Origin of the sequence: Nitrosomonas communis (assembly GCF_024102715.1) — a bacterium.
Taxonomy (GTDB): domain Bacteria; phylum Pseudomonadota; class Gammaproteobacteria; order Burkholderiales; family Nitrosomonadaceae; genus Nitrosomonas; species Nitrosomonas communis_B.
In genome coordinates, this window is sequence record NZ_JAGFJM010000053.1 from 22,317 (window position 1) to 38,884 (window position 16,568).

Genomic DNA, 16,568 nt, shown 5'->3' on the forward strand with positions numbered 1-16,568 from the left:
TTGCTACTACCAGAGTGCGGTCTGTTTTGCTGCAGGGGGAAGTGTTACGGCTCATTCTAACTGAGAGGTTGTGAAAAAATTGTAGTGAAACACCACCTTCACAGCTTTTATCATCAAAGATTAAAGATAATCATATCTGCTGTAATAGTACTCAAATCGATACCGACAAGATTAATGGATGCTTCTGAGCCAAAATGGACGGTAACCCCATCCGTTCGCTGATCGATATTAGTTATAAATGATGCAAGCTGTTCGATACTGTTGATACCGAGTACCTGCGAATCAAAAAACAAACGGTCTTGTCCAAGCGTAAAATCATTCACCTGGAAATGACCTAATGCATAAAAACCAAACGTATCGTTACCACTATTCCCAGTTAGCCTGTCATGGCCATGGCCGGCGAGCAGGATATCATTGCCATCGCCGCCAAACAGTTTATCGGTTCCCTCTCCGCCATCCAGAATATCATCGCCGGCATCGCCATCTAGAGTGTCATTACCTCCTTTACCTCTAAGCGTATCGTTCCCACCCATTCCTTCTATTTCATCGTGATCTTCGGCGCCACCGTTTCCTTCTAGGAAATTATCGGATTCGTCCCCAATTATGAGTAGATCGTTTTCATCGAATCCCCCCGAGCCAAAACCGAAAAATTCAATGCCATCGATGAACTCAGAAATATTTCCTGAATTACTGAGATTAGGACGTTGCGTGATAATAACAGCCATGATATTTCCTCCAATTACATTAATTTAAATCAAAAATTTCCAGATTCATTTATTATCTCATTCAGAAACACGAATAATAATGAGAGTAATTCTCAATAGTAACAAATAATGAATGAAATACCAAAAAATTACAGGAATTTGTAACAAACTGAATCATGACCAAAAAATTAACTGCATCATTGCGACAGGCACGGGATTTTATTCTTGTGGGAAATTCAACCGAGGCTGCCAACATCCTGAATCCATTGAAAAGAGAGTTCCCATCATCACCTGATGTGGCCAGATTATGGTGCTCACTTGCCATGCGGTCTGGTCAAGCGACGGAGGTCCCAGCCTATGCAGCCAAATTTTATGCAACCGTTCAAGGAGATCTCCAGAAAGCACGCTGGGCACAAATAATGGGAACAGCAAGCTTTCTCTTACTAGACTTGACTGCGGCACACGCTCACTTTACCACCGCAATTAATCACTTGCTGTTATTAGCCCAGTCAGGAAAAGCTCCTAAGAAAAAACAGCCAGAAATACAAACCGGCGCAGAAAATATTTTTACTTCTGGCAAAGCAGAAAAGTTGTTATGGTCAACCTGCGCTGAACTGGCATCACAAGGAATTGCCGCATTCCCTTTTGCAGGCACCCTGCTCGGCATAGTGCGTAATGGCCACTTGCTGGAATTTGACAAAGATCTAGACATTGCCGTATGGATTGAATCCTGGGAAGCCTGCTGCAAGGCGCTCGAGAAAATGGGGTGGTGCAAAGTGCCAATGGGGCTTGACTACAGCAATTACCGCGACTATGTGCATTCAGAAATTGGTATAACACTTGATTTATGTGGCTTGCAACATCGGAATGAGCAGCAGATCATAGGAGGTTTTGCATTACCAGATCATCCGGCTGAATATCAACGTGTTTCAGTCTTTCCCACCTTCGATTTGGTAGAACGCCCTACCGAATTTGGGAAGGTATGGTTTCCACAACCTCCTGAGAAAATTTTGACTGCATTCTATGGGGACTGGCGTACTCCAAATCCCTATTGGGATACCGTCATATCTGCGTTAAATCTTGAAAAATTTACCTTGCTGGTACGGTGTTATGCCTATCATCGCCTGATTCAGCGCTGGCTAGCGGGAGATCTTGTCAAAGCATGGTCTTATGCGCATCAAATCGCTCTCAAAGATGCTGATGACGTAATCATTTTACGCAGCCGCCAATGGTTAGAAAAAGCCCTATCTTATTTAGGTCAGGATATTCCGTCCTGGCCCATGAATCGACTCCAGAAACGCGTTTATACCCGCATGGTCGCTGATTTGTTTCATGAAGGTCACGTCAATTTTTTGCGGGAAGCACGCGCACTGGGCACTCATCTAACAGTTTGCGTCGTTCCTGATACGCGGGTTCTAGAAAATAAAGGAAAATTCCCAGTCATGACGCAAGCAGAACGTGTCGCAGTTGTTTCAGCCTGCAAATACGTCGATGCAGTCATCACTGAGAGTCCTGTCTACACAACACCTGAATTTATGGAAAAAAATGGCTTTGCAATTTATGCGTTTGCCTGCGCTTCCCAGGAAGAACGTATGGAAAAGTACAAGCTATGTGCCACACTCCCACCCAGCATGATTAAAGAAATCAGCTATACCCCTGGTATTTCCACATCTGATCTGGTGATGCGTATTTTAAATCGTGTAGGAAACACAAGTTTAAAATCTGCAGAGTGAGCTGCATCTTGCATTGCAGCATTATGATGCCCCCTTCTCTTCACAATTTCTTTACAATTCCCACAGACACGAATAAAATTAAGAATCATTATTATTATCAAGATCATTTGATGATAAATAAGTAAAATCACCGGCTGAGATTGAATCAACCATATACAGTTCGCATTACAAAATTTAGGATCGATTGATTAGCTTCCGCTAGCCACATTCTGAACCAACTAGCCGCGAAGCATTCCTTCTCGATCTTATTAATCGATGTTTTAGGCTGTTCAACGTTCTTTGAACTGAATCCACCTCACCATCATAACTATATAAGAGGAAAAATTGTGTTTCATTCTCGACTCAGATTTATCACCGCCGTCATCGCTGCAACGTTTGCTCCATCTCTGCAAGCACAACAAAATAATGCGGACGATGCACTGCCGTCAGCGGAAGCAAAGCCAATTACCAGCACCCCTGCAAATCCGGTAGTGATGCCGCGTATCGATGTCATCGGCTCATATGAGAATCTAAAGACGATCTCAGGGAGCGCTGATGTACTCGACAAAAAAACACTTGAAGCAAGCAGAGTATTTACCGTTAATGAAGCACTGCGCAAAGCACCGGGTGTTCACATACGCGATGAAGAGGGTCTCGGTTTACGCCCCAATATTGGCATCCGCGGTCTTAATCCGACACGCTCAACCAAGACTACCCTGCTGGAAGATGGTATTCCTTTGGCTTATGCGCCTTATGGTGACAACGCCAGCTATTTTCACCCTCCCATTGAGCGATTTGATCATATTGAGATACTCAAAGGTGCTGATCAAGTCAGATTTGGTCCACAAACCATCGGTGGCGTAGTTAACTATATTACTCCTGCTCCTCCCGAAAAATTTGGTGGTTATCTCCAGGCGATTGGTGGCAATCGCGATTATTTCAATGGAAAAGTACAACTCGGCGGAAAAGGATTACTTTTCGACTTCACTCATAAAGAGGCTGATGGCGCGCGCGATAACCTTAATAGTAAGATCAGAGACTATAATCTGAAATATGTCCTAGGGTTAACTGATAGTCAGGCGCTGACGCTACGCGCTAATTATTACACCGAAGACTCTCAACTGACCTACAGTGGAGTGACCACCGCCGAATTCAGGAATTTTGGCGCTCGATATAATCCTTTTGAACATGACAAATTCAATAGTGGCCGTCTTGGTTTATCAGCCACCCATGATCTGATAATCAATGATGACCTCTCACTCATTACCAACCTTTACTTTTCCCGATTTGATCGGGACTGGTGGCGCGCAGCAAGTACAACTTCCGATAGCCAATGCGGCAATGCATTTGTCACGTCACGCAACCTTGGGCAAGCTGTCGATGTTGAAACTTGTGGAACTCAAGGTCGATTACGCGAGTACTATGCCTGGGGAGTAGAGCCCCGTTTAAAATATAATCACAATTTATTGGGCATACAAAGCAATCTGGACTTTGGCTTCAGAGCACATTATGAAACACAAGATCGCCGCCAGATCAATATTGCTCAGGCCACTCCCTCTCAAAACGGACTAGTGGAAAGCAATACCCGAGAAACTCAGGCTTACTCATGGTTTTTAACGAATCGGTTTAATCTGGGTCAATTTACAGCAACACCAGGTATCCGTTATGAATATATCGATTACGAACGGAAAAATAGACTCAATGGCGTGTCCGGCAATGATCATCTGGATGCCTGGTTACCCAGTTTAGGGTTAACCTGGAATCCAAGTAAAATCGTTACTGTATTCGCAGGTGCACATCGCGGCTTTGCCCCTCCTCGTACCGAAGACGTTATCAGCGGGGTTGGCACCAGTACCGATGTAGGGGCGGAAAAATCAGTCAACTGGGAAGTCGGTGCGCGCGCCAAACCGCTGGAAGGCGTTGATGTGCAAGCCGCTTTCTTCCGCAATGACTTTCAGAAACAAATTGCAGTGGGTTCGATCGCAGGCGGCAGCACACCGCTCGCCCAAGGTGAAACGCTCTATCAAGGGGTCGAATTTGCTAGTAAAGTCGATACCACATTGGGTGTTTATCTCAGGACAGCCTATACGTGGCTGCCCACCGCCAAGCAGGAAACGCCCTTCACCCGGGTCGATACGGGGGCAGCCGTACCTGGCAGCGCAGCCGGCAATCGTTTACCCTATGCACCCGAGCATCTGATCACCGCAGCAGTGGGTTATGCCAGACATGGATTCGATGCGCAAATCGAAGCTGTTCACGTCAGCAAACAATTTGCTGATTTTGGTGAAACGCGTGCGTCATCCGTCAACGGTCAGGCCGGTATCATTGATGCCTATACCATTTTTAATTTAGCGATCAATTATCATTATCAACCTATGAAAACCACGCTGTTTTTCATGATCAAGAACTTGACAGATGATGTCTATATTGTTGATCGAACTCGCGGCATCATCCCTGGCATGCCTCGCTTGATTCAGGGTGGGGTAAGATATACTTTCTAACAAAAATCAGCAAAACCAGCAAAAAGCCTGCTACTCAACTCGAGCGCAGGCTTTTTTCTGTAATGTATTGCAAAATACAGTAACGGCTTCATTTTCAGCATAAACAAGAGAATACTCTATACAAAACAACAAGTGGGAGATGGTCATCACACCATATCTCAGTTGATTCTTAGCGAACCAGGCAGATTTTTAGAAATCAACTTTGATCCGCCTTGCATCACTGAAGCTTTCTCGATTGTCTTTTGCTATAAAACAAAATAACAAAAAAAGCACTTTATGAACATCTAATGGAGAAAATGCAATAATCTTTCCAAAATAACCAAAGTTCATTACCCTTGTTGAATTCATGCCGCAGTGAACCATGATCCATGTCGATTGGGCTCAAAATGAGCATATTAGAGGAAATAGCAAATGAATGGAATTCTGAAACTTGCTTTTAAGCTGCTCGTAAATGACAAGGGTAAATACGCTGCTTTATTGGTAGGAATCACTTTTGCCGTCTTTCTCATGGTACAGATGACATCCATTTTTTCGGGTATTCTTACCAAAGCTTCATCGACAGTCATTAACCTAGGAGCCCAAGTATGGGTAATGGATCCAGCAGTGACCAACGTCGCAAGCAGCATCCCTTTGCCCACCTATGTGCTTGATGCTGTGCGCAGTATTAATGGGGTCAAATATGCAGTTCCCTTGTATTCCGGAAGCGCATTAGTCAAGCTTGAGAACGGAGTTTTTCAATTCGTCACTGTGCTAGGGTTGGATGATAACAGCCTGCTCGGCCACCCTGAACTTATCGAGGGAAAAATTGAGGACATCTATGCTGAAAATGCCTTTGTCGCTGTCCAGGATACGGAGATTTCCAAGCTGGGCAATCCCCGTCCCGGTACTGAGTTTGAGATTAATGATCATCGTGGTGTGATCGTGGGTCTTGCTAAAGTATCCGTCAGTGGATTATTCGGCATTCCCACTCTTTATACTACTTACAGTAGAGCAATTCAGTACATCCCATCAACGCGATTCACGATTGCTTATATTCTCGTTGAGCCGAAAAGTAATGACGTCATTCCCTCTATTCAGGATCAAGTCAGACAACTGGGATATGTGGCGCTTACCAAACAGGGATTCATGCAGAAAATTGCCGATTACTACAAATATCAAACCGGGCTGGGAACCAATATTTTAATCATGACGGTTGTAAGTTTCCTGGTCGGTCTCTCCATCTCAGGGCAAACGTTCTACACCTTCATACTGGAAAACCTGGAAAAATTTGGCGCCTTGAAAGCGATTGGTGCCAAGGGAAATGAACTCGTTTATATGATCTTTTTTCAGGCGACATTCTCAGCGATCATTGGTTATGGATTGGGAGTGGGGCTTTGCGCTGTTGTTATCACGCTAGCAAAGCTCAGAATTCCGGAATATTCCGCTAATATTACCTTTACCACCCTGGCTTTTGCGTTGGTTATGGTGCTGATTATCGCAGGAATCTCGAGTTATATCGGCATACGAAAAGTATTGAAGATTGAACCCTTTGACATCTTCCGAAGCTAATTCAAACTAACCGCAATCTCTTTTATATATGCGCAGTGAGGCTGCAATTTCAGCAAATGAATTAACCAAGTGGTTTGGTGAGGGCACCCTCAAAACCTTCGCGGTAAGAGAGGTCAGTTTTCAGGCTTATTTTGGCGAAATATTATTTATTGTCGGCCCTTCAGGAAGTGGAAAAACGACATTATTGAGCATGATTTCAGGTGTTTTGCGTCCAAACGTAGGAAGCGTAGCAATAGAGGGGGTTGATATCTGGCAATTGGCGCCAGATCAGCTCGCCGACTTCCGTTTAAATAAAGTGGGATTTGTTTTTCAGGATTATCATCTTTTTCCACGCCTAACAACGATCGAGAATGTTGCTATTCCCCTTATTTTGAGGAAGAAAAATTGGGAAGAATCCATCGAGGAGGCAGCGCGCTACCTAGAGATAGTCGGGCTTAAGAATAAAGCAGAACTCCCACCGATGAAATTAAGTGGCGGTGAGCAACAGCGCGTTGCTCTGGCAAGAGCTCTGGTCAGTCAACCGGATTTAATGATCTTTGATGAGCCCACTGCGTCGCTGGATGGGGATACCGGGCGGCGCATCATGAATTTTATAAAAAATAATGTTCTCAGTGATCAGCGCTGTATTTTGATTGTCACCCACGATAACCGCATTTTTGAGTATGCCGACAGGATCATGAAAATGGAGGATGGCAGGATTATTGGTTTTGACAATGGGAGAAGTCATTGAGAAACCAGGTTATTATCGCCCTTGCTATAAGCGGTATGATTGTTGGTTTAGTAAGTGCCTACCTCTCCAGTCAGCGCAAGGTGCCGCTGCCACCGGTGTTCAATCCTGCATCCAATCCTTATGCCAGAGGAATCTATTCGACCGGCATTATCGAAAGTTACCAGTCCACGGGAGAAAATATCAATCTTTATCCTGAAATTGCTGGCGTTATCACACAAATACTGGTGGCTGAAGGTCAAGTAGTCAAGCAGGGAGAGCCTTTGCTCACCATAGATGATTCCGTTCAGCGCGCAACTGTGGAGCAACAGCATGCGCAGGCTGAGGCAGCATATGCACTGCTGGAACAACTAAAAGCCCAACCGAGAAAAGAGGTGCTGGATGTTTCTAAAGCGCAACTGGATTTAGCGAAAGCTAATCTGAGGACTGCTGAAACCCAATTGGAGAAACTGCAAAACGCCTATGACATGGATACCAAATCAGTCAGCAAGGATAGTTTGGATAATGCGATCAATGCTACTAAGGTTGCCCAGGCCAGTCTTGCAATTGCTCACAGAAACTATAACCTGACCAAAGCGGGAGCCTGGAGTTACGACATTCAGAATCAAGAACGACAGTATATCGCTTTATCCAAGGCTTATCAGGCTGGTAGCGCCATGCTGGCAAAGTATACTATCCGTGCACCGGTCGATGGCGTCATTTTGTCAATAAGAGCAGCGATAGGTAGTCACATTTCACCACAGGGCGTTTATGACACCTATACCGAGAATTTCAAACCTGTCATGGTGATGGGTAATTCAGCAAACAATCTTGTTGTAAGGTGCTATGTTGATGAAATTCTGATTCACCGGCTGCCAGATGTTACCAAAATGAATGCACAAATGGCCGTTCGCGGTACCGACATTCGTGTTCCATTGGAATTCATTCGTTTGCAACCCTATGTTTCGCCCAAAATTCAATTATCGAATCAACGATCGGAACGTGTGGATGTCAGAGTATTACCAGTACTTTTTCAATTTGAGAAACCCAAGGATATTCAATTATATCCAGGCCAATTGGTAGACGTTTATATCGAAGAGAATGAATCAACAAATAGCAAGGATCCACGCTAGTTAACGATGGAACTTGTCAGAGTAGATGCATAGTGAAGAAACGGAGCGCTATGAATGTACGAATATTTTTCTCATAGTAAGGGAAGAAACCTACGAACCGGGCTTTGTTTAGTCTGGCTGCTGGCATCAGCAGGGTGTGCGGTCGGACCTGATTTTGTTCGACCACATCCACCTGAGACTGACCGCTATCTTCCTGACAGACAGTTGCTGAAAACCGTTTCAGTTGACGACGAGGTACAGTATTTTGAGCGAGGCGCTGAAATTGCGGCCGATTGGTGGCGTTTATTTCAATCTCCTCAACTTGATGCGCTTATAAAAGAGGCTCTTGCTAATAATGCCAGCCTACAGGCAGCACAGGCCGGTCTAGCGCAAAGCCAGGAAAACTTGCGCGCAGGTTACGGCATTTTCTATCCACAAATTGATCTGACAGGAGGGGCAAGCCGCCAGAGATTCTCCGCCGCCCGCTTTGGGAGCCCCGTCAGTAGCATCTTTAATCTGTTCACGTTATCTGCCACTGTAAGTTATGCGCTGGATATATTTGGCGTTCAGCGACGTACCGTAGAGAGCCTAAGCGCCAGAAGGGATATTCAGCACTATACGGTACTGGCCACTTATTTGGCGCTGATTGGTAATATTGTGAATACCGTGATTGCCGGGGCTGCCTACCAAGCTCAGATTCAGGCGACTCAGCAAATGATCGATTCGCAGCGTGAGCAAATCAGGCTTAGTGAATTGCAAATGCAAGCAGGCATCATTGCGTACACCGATGTGGCCAGCCTCAGAACTCAATTCGAGGCACTGAAAGCTACGCTCCCGTTGCTTGAACAAAAGCGCAGTCAAACTGGGCACCTGCTGGCTACATTGATTGGCCACGCTCCAGGAAAACAAGAATTGCCCAAGATTGACTTAACTGACCTCTCGTTACCTGCCAACCTCCCCATAACACTGCCTTCCGGTTTAGTACGCCAGCGGCCAGATATTTTATTGGCTGAAGCGCAGCTCCATGAGAACAGCGCTTATATTGGTGTCGCTACCGCAGCAATGTTCCCGAGTTTCATCCTGAGTGGTAGCTATGGTCAAAATAATCGTAATTTCCTGGATCTTTTTCTGAGTAGCGGTAACTTCTGGAGCATCGGCACCAACTTCGTTGCACCGTTATTTCATGGCGGAACATTGTGGTCACAGCGTAAGGCAGCAATCGATGCCTATCAACAGTCCCTGGCACATTATCGTCAAACCACCCTTGATGCTCTCGCGCAGGTGGCAGATGTTTTGCTTGCATTGCAGCATGGTACCGAGGCACTGCTGCATCAATCACGAGAACTCAATTTGGCGCAAGAACAAATGCAACTGGCGCAGACGAATTATCAAGCAGGCTTGGTTAATTATCAACAAGTCTTGATTGCCGAAAATCAATATTATCAGAGCAAGATCAGTTACCTGCAAACATTGGCCCAGCGCTTCCAAAACACCGCCGCCTTGTTTGTAGCGCTGGGCGGCGGCTGGTGGAATGGTGAAGAAAAAGAGTTCTTATCCCGTGACAACGCAATTCTATCCAATATCGAATTATTACAAGAAACCGATCAAGCTAAAATGAAACAATGATCAATTTTTTTCTGCATCAAGCCGATTCAAGTCAATTTCTTCCAGCAAACGCGCTCGCCTGCCCGCAGCGGAATCAGGAATTCGTCGCCAAATGTGAGTCGTTCAGGAACTGACCAGCTTTCCTTCACTAAGGTAATGCGATCGATATTACGCGGTAGATGGTAAAAATCTGCACCATGAAAACTAGCAAATGCTTCCAGCTTATCCAGCGCTCCTGCCTGTTCAAAAACTTCAGCATACAGTTCAATCGCGGCATGCGCGGTATAAATACCCGCACAACCACAAGCACTTTCTTTACCTGACACTGGATGCGGAGCACTATCGGTACCGAGGAAAAATCTGGAATGACCGCTGGTTGCCGATTCGATCAAGGCCTGGCGATGAGTTTCCCGTTTCAAAACAGGCAAACAATAATGATGAGGACGAATGCCGCCAGAAAACAAGGCATTGCGATTGAGCAGCAGGTGATGAACAGTGACGGTAGCAGCGATGTTTTCAGAAGCTGCGCGCACAAACTCAACTGCATCCCGGGTCGTAATATGCTCAAAAACGATGCGTAGCCCAGGAAAGCGCTGTGTAAGCGGTTGTAATACGCGTTCGATAAAAACCTTTTCCCGATCGAATACATCGACCATAGAATCGGTCACCTCGCCATGCACCAGCAGTGGTATGCCAAGCTGTTCCATCCTGTCTAATGCGCTAAAGCATCTGGCAATATCCGTCACACCGGCATCGGAGTGAGTGGTGGCACCAGCAGGATAAAGCTTGACCGCATGCACTATACCGCTTTCTTTAGCCCGCTTAATTTCTGCTGGCGGCGTATCGTCAGTCAGGTAGAGCGTCATGAGTGGTTCGAATTGTCCTTGCAGGCTGACCGGCAAGGCGGCAAGAATACGTGCACGGTAGGCCGCAGCCATCTCAACGGTAACAATCGGCGGCCTGAGATTCGGCATAATGATCGCACGAGAAAATTGTCGAGCGGTATCAGGCAACACATTCCGCATCTGTTTGCCGTCACGCAGGTGCAGGTGCCAATCGTCAGGGCGGGTAAGCATTATGGTTGTTTGCATGCTAGTCATCTTGCATCTTCAATGGTTGAACAACGCTTCCTTTTTTTGATAATGCGAACGCATAGAGCTTCTTCCTATTTTCACCGGTAATCTCGGCTGTCAGTTGCACCGCCTGTTTCAACGGCATATTTTCCATCAGGATATGCAGAGTATGCTCTGCTTGCTCGGTGATTTCTTTGTTATTTTCTGATGCTGCTGCTGGAGAAAGCAACAACACAAATTCACCTTTTTGCTGATTTTCGTCAGATTGCAACCATGTCAAAGCATTACCCAGATCAACTGTGTAAATTGTTTCGAATAACTTGGTTAGTTCCCTGGCGATCGTTATCTGACGCTGTTTTCCAAACACCACAATCATATCAGTTATACATTCCAGCAAGCGATGTGGCGCCTCATGAAAAATCAGAATGCACGATGACAAAGATTTCAATGACTCCAGCTTGCGTTGACGCTCGACAGATTTGGCCGGCAGAAAGCCATAAAATAAAAAATGTGGCGCTACCAGACCTGAAGCCGAAAGTGCACAAACAGCTGCATTTGCACCGGGAATAGGTACGACCCGATGACCCTGCTCCTTAACATGCCGAATCAACAGAGCACCGGGATCTGAAACACCGGGCGTGCCTGCATCCGTCACTAATGCGACCGACTTTTGTGCTGCCAGCATCCCACTAATCTTTCCGGTGGCAGCACGTTCATTGTGCTGATTTAATGTGATTATGCGGGTATAAATCGCGTGTTGCGCCAATAAACGTTGCGTGATATGAACGTGCTCAGCTGCCACCGCATCGACTGCCGTTAGCACATCCAGTGCCCGTAAACTGATATCGCGCAAATTTCCTATTGGAGTAGCAACTACATATAATGTGCTCTTGGTCAACATTTTGGTCTTGCTAGTTTCCTGATTTTTTTGATATCAATTGTCGCATAACCTATACATTATTCAGACTCACGAAGAATAAATCATCATGAAAGGAAGCGATGCAGAACATTTGGCTGCCCTATTCTTACAGCGCCAACACCTTGTTCTACTTGAAAAAAATTACCGTTGCCGTTTTGGTGAAATTGACTTGATCATGCGAGATGGCATAACGTTAGTTTTTGTTGAGGTCAAAATGCGCTCAAGCAATTGGTTTGGCGGTGCGGCAGCCAGTATTACGGCAGCTAAGCAGGCAAAACTTATCCGTGCTGCCCGGCACTACCTGTCTGGACTTAACACATATCCCCCCTGCCGGTTCGATGCTGTGCTATTAACCGGAAATCATGATCAGGAGATTACATGGATTAAAGATGCGTTTGGTGAATAAGGAGCTCAAATCAGGCGCCAACCAAGCTACGCCCAAGCACCAGAATATCCTCCTTATTCTTATCAGCCTATTATAATAGCTGCTGCTAGGGAAACTGGGCTTAAGCGGAATTAGCGTACTCTGAAATAGATAAGTACCCGCATGTCACGTGACTCACAATAGCAGGAACAATTTCGTTCACTGCGATTCCTATGATGATTGTCAATGACTAACCAAAACGTCCCGTAATATAATCTTCTGTTTGTTTGTTCTTTGGTTTGATAAAAATTGTATCTGTCATATCAAATTCGATTAACTGACCTAAGTACATATAAGCGGTATAGTCCGATACTCGTGCTGCCTGTTGCATATTATGTGTTACGATAAGTATCGTTACTTTATTTTTAAGGTCAGCGATTAATTCTTCGATACTCGCAGTTGCAATTGGATCAAGTGCTGACGTAGGTTCGTCAAATAATAATATTTCAGGATCAGTTGCAAGTGCCCTCGCTATACATAATCGCTGCTGTTGTCCACCAGATAAGTTAAAAGCAAGATCATTCAACCGATCTTTGACTTCGTCCCATAATGCCGCATTACGTAATGCATCCTCTACTTTTTCATCTAGCATTGCACGTTGCTTGATACCCCTCACTCTCAATCCATAGGCAACGTTTTCATAGATTGATTTGGGAAAAGGGTTCGGCTTCTGGAATACCATGCTGATACGCATTCTTACCTCGATCGGATCGATATCCGGCGAGAGAATATTCTCGTTGTCTGGATATAGAACGATATTACCTTCATAGCGATTGCCAGGGTAAAGATCATGCATGCGATTAAAGCATCGCAGAAAAGTAGATTTGCCACAACCGGATGGACCGATCAGGGCCGTTACCTGCTTCTCATGCAACACCATATCAATATTTTTCAGTGCATTAAAGCCCCCATAATAAAAACTCAAATTCTTAACTAACGATTTATGTTGTCCAGGGGAAGTGCTGTTTGCTTCAGATTCTGCTATAGTATTTTTCACCATTTGATTTTTTTACGCATGCGATAGCGCAGATAAATAGCCAATGCATTCATCGCTAGTGTCATAACAACTAATATCAATCCTGCCGCTGCTGCATTAAACTGAAATGCCTCTTCGGGACGTGATACCCAATTAAACATCTGTATTGGCATCACTGTAAAAGGTGCCGCCAGCCACTCAAAAGATATGAATGGAAATTCGCTTTTTATTGGAGGCGGGGGGAGAAATGCAATGAAAGTCAATGCACCAATTGTGATAATAGGCGCTGTTTCACCAATAGCCCGGGCTAATCCAATTATTATTCCTGTCAAAATGCCAGGGGCAGAATAGGGTAATAAATGATCTGCGACTGTTTCCCACTTAGTAGCGCCTAACGCATAAGAGCCTTCGCGGATTACTACAGGAATAGATCGTATCGCCTCACGTGTAGCAACAATAACAATGGGCAGAATCAATAGAGCGAGCGTCAACCCCGCCGCTAAAATACTCTGTCCAAGACCCAATTGATAAACAAATAACCCAAGCGCCAATAAACCATAGATAATAGAAGGCACTCCTGCCAGATTGGTAACGTTAATTTCAATTAGCTCGGTAAATAAATTTTTAGATGCATATTCTTCCAGATATACACCTGCTGCTATCCCGAGTGGTACTGCCGTTATTGCTGTCACCAGCATTACTAGCGTCGTTCCAACCCATGCTGAAAGTATTCCTGCTGATTCCGGGCGGCGTGAAGGAAACGAAGTAAAAAATTCCCAAGATAAACGAGGCGCGCCATCTATGAGCATTTGTGTAAATAAAGCCATAAATGTCAGTAAAGCTATCATTAAGACAAACACACCTGCAATTAAAAAAATCAAATCCCAACGCTTATGCCGCGCAATAATAGTGCGTAGTTCTTCTAATTTCTTTTCATCGCTCATAAACACCACTGCTTATTCACAATAAAGTTTTTATTAAATTACTTAACAAAGCTTATTCTTAAATAATAACGTTAGGTTTTATTTCATTCAGGCATCACTTTAAACAGATCTTGATCCAACCCTAAAATTGTAAACCATCTTTTTTTAATATGTTTCACGATAACGTTTACGTAATAAATGACCAAGAATGTTAAAAGTCAATGTAATCAACAATAATGTGAGCCCTGCTGCAAAAATTGTTTGATAACCAATACTGCCATGGGGCAAATCACCTAAGCTTACCTGAACGATATAAGCAGTGATTGTTGCAGCTTGTTCCATTGGATTCCAAGTCAAATTTGGCTGCATGCCAGCCGCTATGGCGACAACCATAGTTTCGCCTACCGCACGTGAAATTCCTAAAATATAAGCAGCTGCAATACCTGAAAAAGCAGCTGGCATCACAACTTTGATAGCAGTTTGAAATCTTGTCGCACCCATAGCATAAGAACCTTCCCGTAAATGCATAGGTACAGAACGCATCGCATCCTCAGTCATGGAACTCACATAGGGAATAATCATGATTCCCATTACCAGCCCCGCTGATAACAAGCTAAATCCTGGTAACTTTGGAAAAATCATCTGCAATAATGGTGTCACAAATAAGAGAGCGAAATAACCATAAACGATAGTGGGAATACCGCCTAATAATTCAAGAAATGGTTTTGCGGTCTCCCTTACTGTATATGAGGCAAATTCAGAAAGATAAATAGCAATGGTTGTACCTAATGGAAGCGCGACCAGAAGAGCTATAGCAGAACTTACTACTGTGCCCGAAACCAGCGGAAGTATACCATAATGTGCATTATCAAATAGCGGAGTCCATTGCGTGTCAGTAAGAAATTCCCAAACTGAAACATGCTGAAAAAATATATATGACTCTTTTATCAACATGAAAACAATAGAAAAAGTAATTAGAACCGAAAAAAAAGCTGCTAAAAATAACAGCAGCTCTATAATTTTTTCTTTTAAGTGGCGTTTATAGCTATAGCGAAGACTACTTGTTGCTCTGTCTTTTTTCCTACATGTACTCTTTACATTTTTGGAATACATATTATTTTTCTAAATTACAAATTTATTTTGACTTTTATACTGAGATAAAACGGTTACAAATTTATGAAAGACACTCTCACTCTATCTGCCTCTGGAACATTAACGTAGAATTTCGAAGAAATATCAGAAATCAATTCTTTATTTGCATTACTTCTTGCGGTACGGCTTAATAATCATATTTTTATTAAACAATACCTGTTCCTCAATCCATGGCAGATATTTTTTCTATATGAACTAGAAACTGCAAACTAATCTTTTTTGCTTTCCAAGTTGTCAACCTATATATGAAGTATATTTACGCTGCACTTAGTTAAGTTTTTCAATTCGTTTCTAATTTGCCAAATCTCAATCGGCACTTCACTTCAATAAATGAAGTGCCGATATCTTAAGCTTAGAGATGAAAACTTCTCTTCACTCAAATCCACTCAATCCTCGTCCTCATCAGTGGCGCCTTCTTCATCAGCAGCTTCTTCTTTATCACCTTCTCCGCTTTCTTCTTCACTTTCTTCAGCCTCGTCATCTTCCTCTTCATCGTCATCTTCGTCTTCGTCTTCCTCTGGCTTCAATACCATCTTGCCAGCTGCCAGACTCGCATTCAAATCAGTTTTCGCGACTTCTTCATGCACCAGATTCTGATGGCAATCTATACAGGTTGCACCTTCAGTTTCCATTTTCTTATGTTCTGCCTGAGCACTTTCTCCCGGTGGTTGAGGATTCTTATGACATGTCCTGCAGGTGATACTATCCCATTTCTTGAGATTCATCCGCGCATCATGCGCCATGATTAATCTGCGCTCATTAAATTTTTCCAGCGTCGAGTAGTCATTAACCAGCTCGAGATAAAGCTCCCTCGCGCCATCCACAACATGCGTGGCTACCGCCAGATGGAAATTCTCCACTCCTTGCGGAATATGGCAATCCTTACAGCCAGGATTAACACCCAATGCACCATAATGTGTTGATTGCTTCAATTCTTCTTGCGGATAAGTCATCGAGTGGCAGCTCGTACAGAATTCTTCGGTGGAAAGTGCTGCTTCCCCCCCAAATACGACTGCTACCAGAACTATTCCCAGCAGTGTTCCAATTAATAGGCTACCTATCGATCCTTTTTGTAGTGCGGTCATCACTCTTTTCCTTTCTTATCGTCTTTTTCAGCTACTTTGGCATTAGCCTGGAATTCATCGTGATACTTGAATTTGGGCTCGCCTGTGAAAACGCCGTCCAGTTTGTAATGTTCATGCATCGCCTTGAC

The 16,568-nt window shown here is 44.2% G+C and carries 14 protein-coding genes and 1 pseudogene; 7 read left to right on the forward strand and 8 right to left on the reverse strand.

All coding sequences use genetic code 11. The features are described from left to right. Nucleotides 1–113 precede the first annotated feature (113 nt). On the reverse strand, nt 114–725 hold the full coding sequence (locus J5I83_RS05425; protein WP_304053930.1) for a hemolysin expression modulating protein: 612 nt from the start codon (nt 723–725) through the stop codon (nt 114–116). A gap of 155 nt (nt 726–880) precedes the next feature. On the opposite strand from J5I83_RS05425, the gene J5I83_RS05430 reads away from it, so the two are divergent. The 6 genes from J5I83_RS05430 to J5I83_RS05455 all read left to right on the forward strand — a co-directional run bounded on the left by J5I83_RS05430 (nt 881) and on the right by J5I83_RS05455 (nt 9,909). Beyond that, nucleotides 881–2,437: an adenylyltransferase/cytidyltransferase family protein gene (locus J5I83_RS05430; RefSeq protein ID WP_304053931.1), complete on the forward strand. Its 1,557-nt coding sequence runs from the start codon at nt 881–883 to the stop codon at nt 2,435–2,437. 326 nt (nt 2,438–2,763) lie between these two features. After that, nucleotides 2,764–4,917 (forward strand): TonB-dependent receptor, encoded by a 2,154-nt coding sequence (locus J5I83_RS05435; protein ID WP_304053932.1) that lies wholly within the window; start codon nt 2,764–2,766, stop codon nt 4,915–4,917. 411 nt (nt 4,918–5,328) lie between these two features. After that, nucleotides 5,329–6,465: an ABC transporter permease gene (locus J5I83_RS05440; protein ID WP_304053933.1), complete on the forward strand. Its 1,137-nt coding sequence runs from the start codon at nt 5,329–5,331 to the stop codon at nt 6,463–6,465. Nucleotides 6,466–6,493: 28 nt separating this feature from the next. Beyond that, entirely contained in the window at nt 6,494–7,195 is a 702-nt protein-coding gene (locus J5I83_RS05445) for an ABC transporter ATP-binding protein (protein ID WP_304053935.1), read from the forward strand. After that, nucleotides 7,192–8,304 (forward strand): HlyD family secretion protein, encoded by a 1,113-nt coding sequence (locus J5I83_RS05450; RefSeq protein ID WP_304053936.1) that lies wholly within the window; start codon nt 7,192–7,194, stop codon nt 8,302–8,304. Before J5I83_RS05445 ends, J5I83_RS05450 begins: the two co-directional genes overlap by 4 nt. A 54-nt stretch (nt 8,305–8,358) precedes the next feature. After that, nucleotides 8,359–9,909 (forward strand): efflux transporter outer membrane subunit, encoded by a 1,551-nt coding sequence (locus J5I83_RS05455; RefSeq protein ID WP_304053938.1) that lies wholly within the window; start codon nt 8,359–8,361, stop codon nt 9,907–9,909. A 26-nt stretch (nt 9,910–9,935) separates the two neighbouring features. Here J5I83_RS05455 and pyrC read toward each other — a convergent pair whose 3' ends face one another. Continuing rightward, entirely contained in the window at nt 9,936–10,979 is a 1,044-nt protein-coding gene (gene pyrC, locus J5I83_RS05460; RefSeq protein ID WP_304053940.1) for a dihydroorotase, read from the reverse strand. 1 nt (nt 10,980) lies between these two features. Continuing rightward, nucleotides 10,981–11,862 (reverse strand): 16S rRNA (cytidine(1402)-2'-O)-methyltransferase, encoded by an 882-nt coding sequence (rsmI, locus tag J5I83_RS05465; RefSeq protein WP_304053941.1) that lies wholly within the window; start codon nt 11,860–11,862, stop codon nt 10,981–10,983. An 85-nt stretch (nt 11,863–11,947) separates the two neighbouring features. Between rsmI and J5I83_RS05470 the strand changes: the two genes are divergently transcribed. Then, on the forward strand, nt 11,948–12,286 hold the full coding sequence (locus J5I83_RS05470) for a YraN family protein (RefSeq protein ID WP_304053944.1): 339 nt from the start codon (nt 11,948–11,950) through the stop codon (nt 12,284–12,286). A gap of 208 nt (nt 12,287–12,494) precedes the next feature. Here the strand turns inward: J5I83_RS05470 and pstB are convergent, their stop codons facing one another. The 5 genes and pseudogenes from pstB to J5I83_RS05495 all read right to left on the reverse strand — a co-directional run. Next, a complete protein-coding gene (gene pstB, locus J5I83_RS05475) occupies nt 12,495–13,304 on the reverse strand; it encodes a phosphate ABC transporter ATP-binding protein PstB (RefSeq protein ID WP_304053946.1) in 810 nt (269 codons plus the stop codon). Then, nucleotides 13,298–14,224, reverse strand: a complete 927-nt coding sequence (pstA, locus tag J5I83_RS05480; RefSeq protein WP_304053948.1) for a phosphate ABC transporter permease PstA — start codon at nt 14,222–14,224, stop codon at nt 13,298–13,300. Before pstA ends, pstB begins: the two co-directional genes overlap by 7 nt. 144 nt (nt 14,225–14,368) lie before the next feature. Continuing rightward, nucleotides 14,369–15,316 carry a phosphate ABC transporter permease subunit PstC gene (pstC, locus tag J5I83_RS05485; protein WP_304053950.1) on the reverse strand — a complete coding sequence of 316 codons (948 nt, stop codon included), beginning with the start codon at nt 15,314–15,316 and terminating at the stop codon, nt 14,369–14,371. Between the two features lie 425 nt (nt 15,317–15,741). Further along, nucleotides 15,742–16,440 (reverse strand): NapC/NirT family cytochrome c, encoded by a 699-nt coding sequence (locus J5I83_RS05490; protein WP_304053952.1) that lies wholly within the window; start codon nt 16,438–16,440, stop codon nt 15,742–15,744. Further along, a pseudogene (locus J5I83_RS05495) lies at nt 16,440–16,568 on the reverse strand (cytochrome C554); the annotation flags it as partial. The gene J5I83_RS05490 and the pseudogene J5I83_RS05495, both read right to left, overlap by 1 nt.

What these genes read in the sequence shown, in the direction of transcription:
- J5I83_RS05425 (WP_304053930.1), bottom strand. Translation starts at nt 725, where the DNA reads ATGGCTGTTATTATCACGCAACGTCCTAATCTCAGTAATTCAGGAAAT.
- J5I83_RS05430 (WP_304053931.1), top strand. Translation starts at nt 881, where the DNA reads ATGACCAAAAAATTAACTGCATCATTGCGACAGGCACGGGATTTTATT.
- J5I83_RS05440 (WP_304053933.1), top strand. Translation starts at nt 5,329, where the DNA reads ATGAATGGAATTCTGAAACTTGCTTTTAAGCTGCTCGTAAATGACAAG.
- J5I83_RS05445 (WP_304053935.1), top strand. Translation starts at nt 6,494, where the DNA reads ATGCGCAGTGAGGCTGCAATTTCAGCAAATGAATTAACCAAGTGGTTT.
- J5I83_RS05455 (WP_304053938.1), top strand. Translation starts at nt 8,359, where the DNA reads ATGTACGAATATTTTTCTCATAGTAAGGGAAGAAACCTACGAACCGGG.
- pyrC (WP_304053940.1), bottom strand. Translation starts at nt 10,979, where the DNA reads ATGCAAACAACCATAATGCTTACCCGCCCTGACGATTGGCACCTGCAC.
- rsmI (WP_304053941.1), bottom strand. Translation starts at nt 11,862, where the DNA reads ATGTTGACCAAGAGCACATTATATGTAGTTGCTACTCCAATAGGAAAT.
- J5I83_RS05470 (WP_304053944.1), top strand. Translation starts at nt 11,948, where the DNA reads ATGAAAGGAAGCGATGCAGAACATTTGGCTGCCCTATTCTTACAGCGC.
- pstB (WP_304053946.1), bottom strand. Translation starts at nt 13,304, where the DNA reads ATGGTGAAAAATACTATAGCAGAATCTGAAGCAAACAGCACTTCCCCT.
- pstA (WP_304053948.1), bottom strand. Translation starts at nt 14,224, where the DNA reads ATGAGCGATGAAAAGAAATTAGAAGAACTACGCACTATTATTGCGCGG.
- pstC (WP_304053950.1), bottom strand. Translation starts at nt 15,316, where the DNA reads ATGTATTCCAAAAATGTAAAGAGTACATGTAGGAAAAAAGACAGAGCA.
- J5I83_RS05490 (WP_304053952.1), bottom strand. Translation starts at nt 16,440, where the DNA reads ATGACCGCACTACAAAAAGGATCGATAGGTAGCCTATTAATTGGAACA.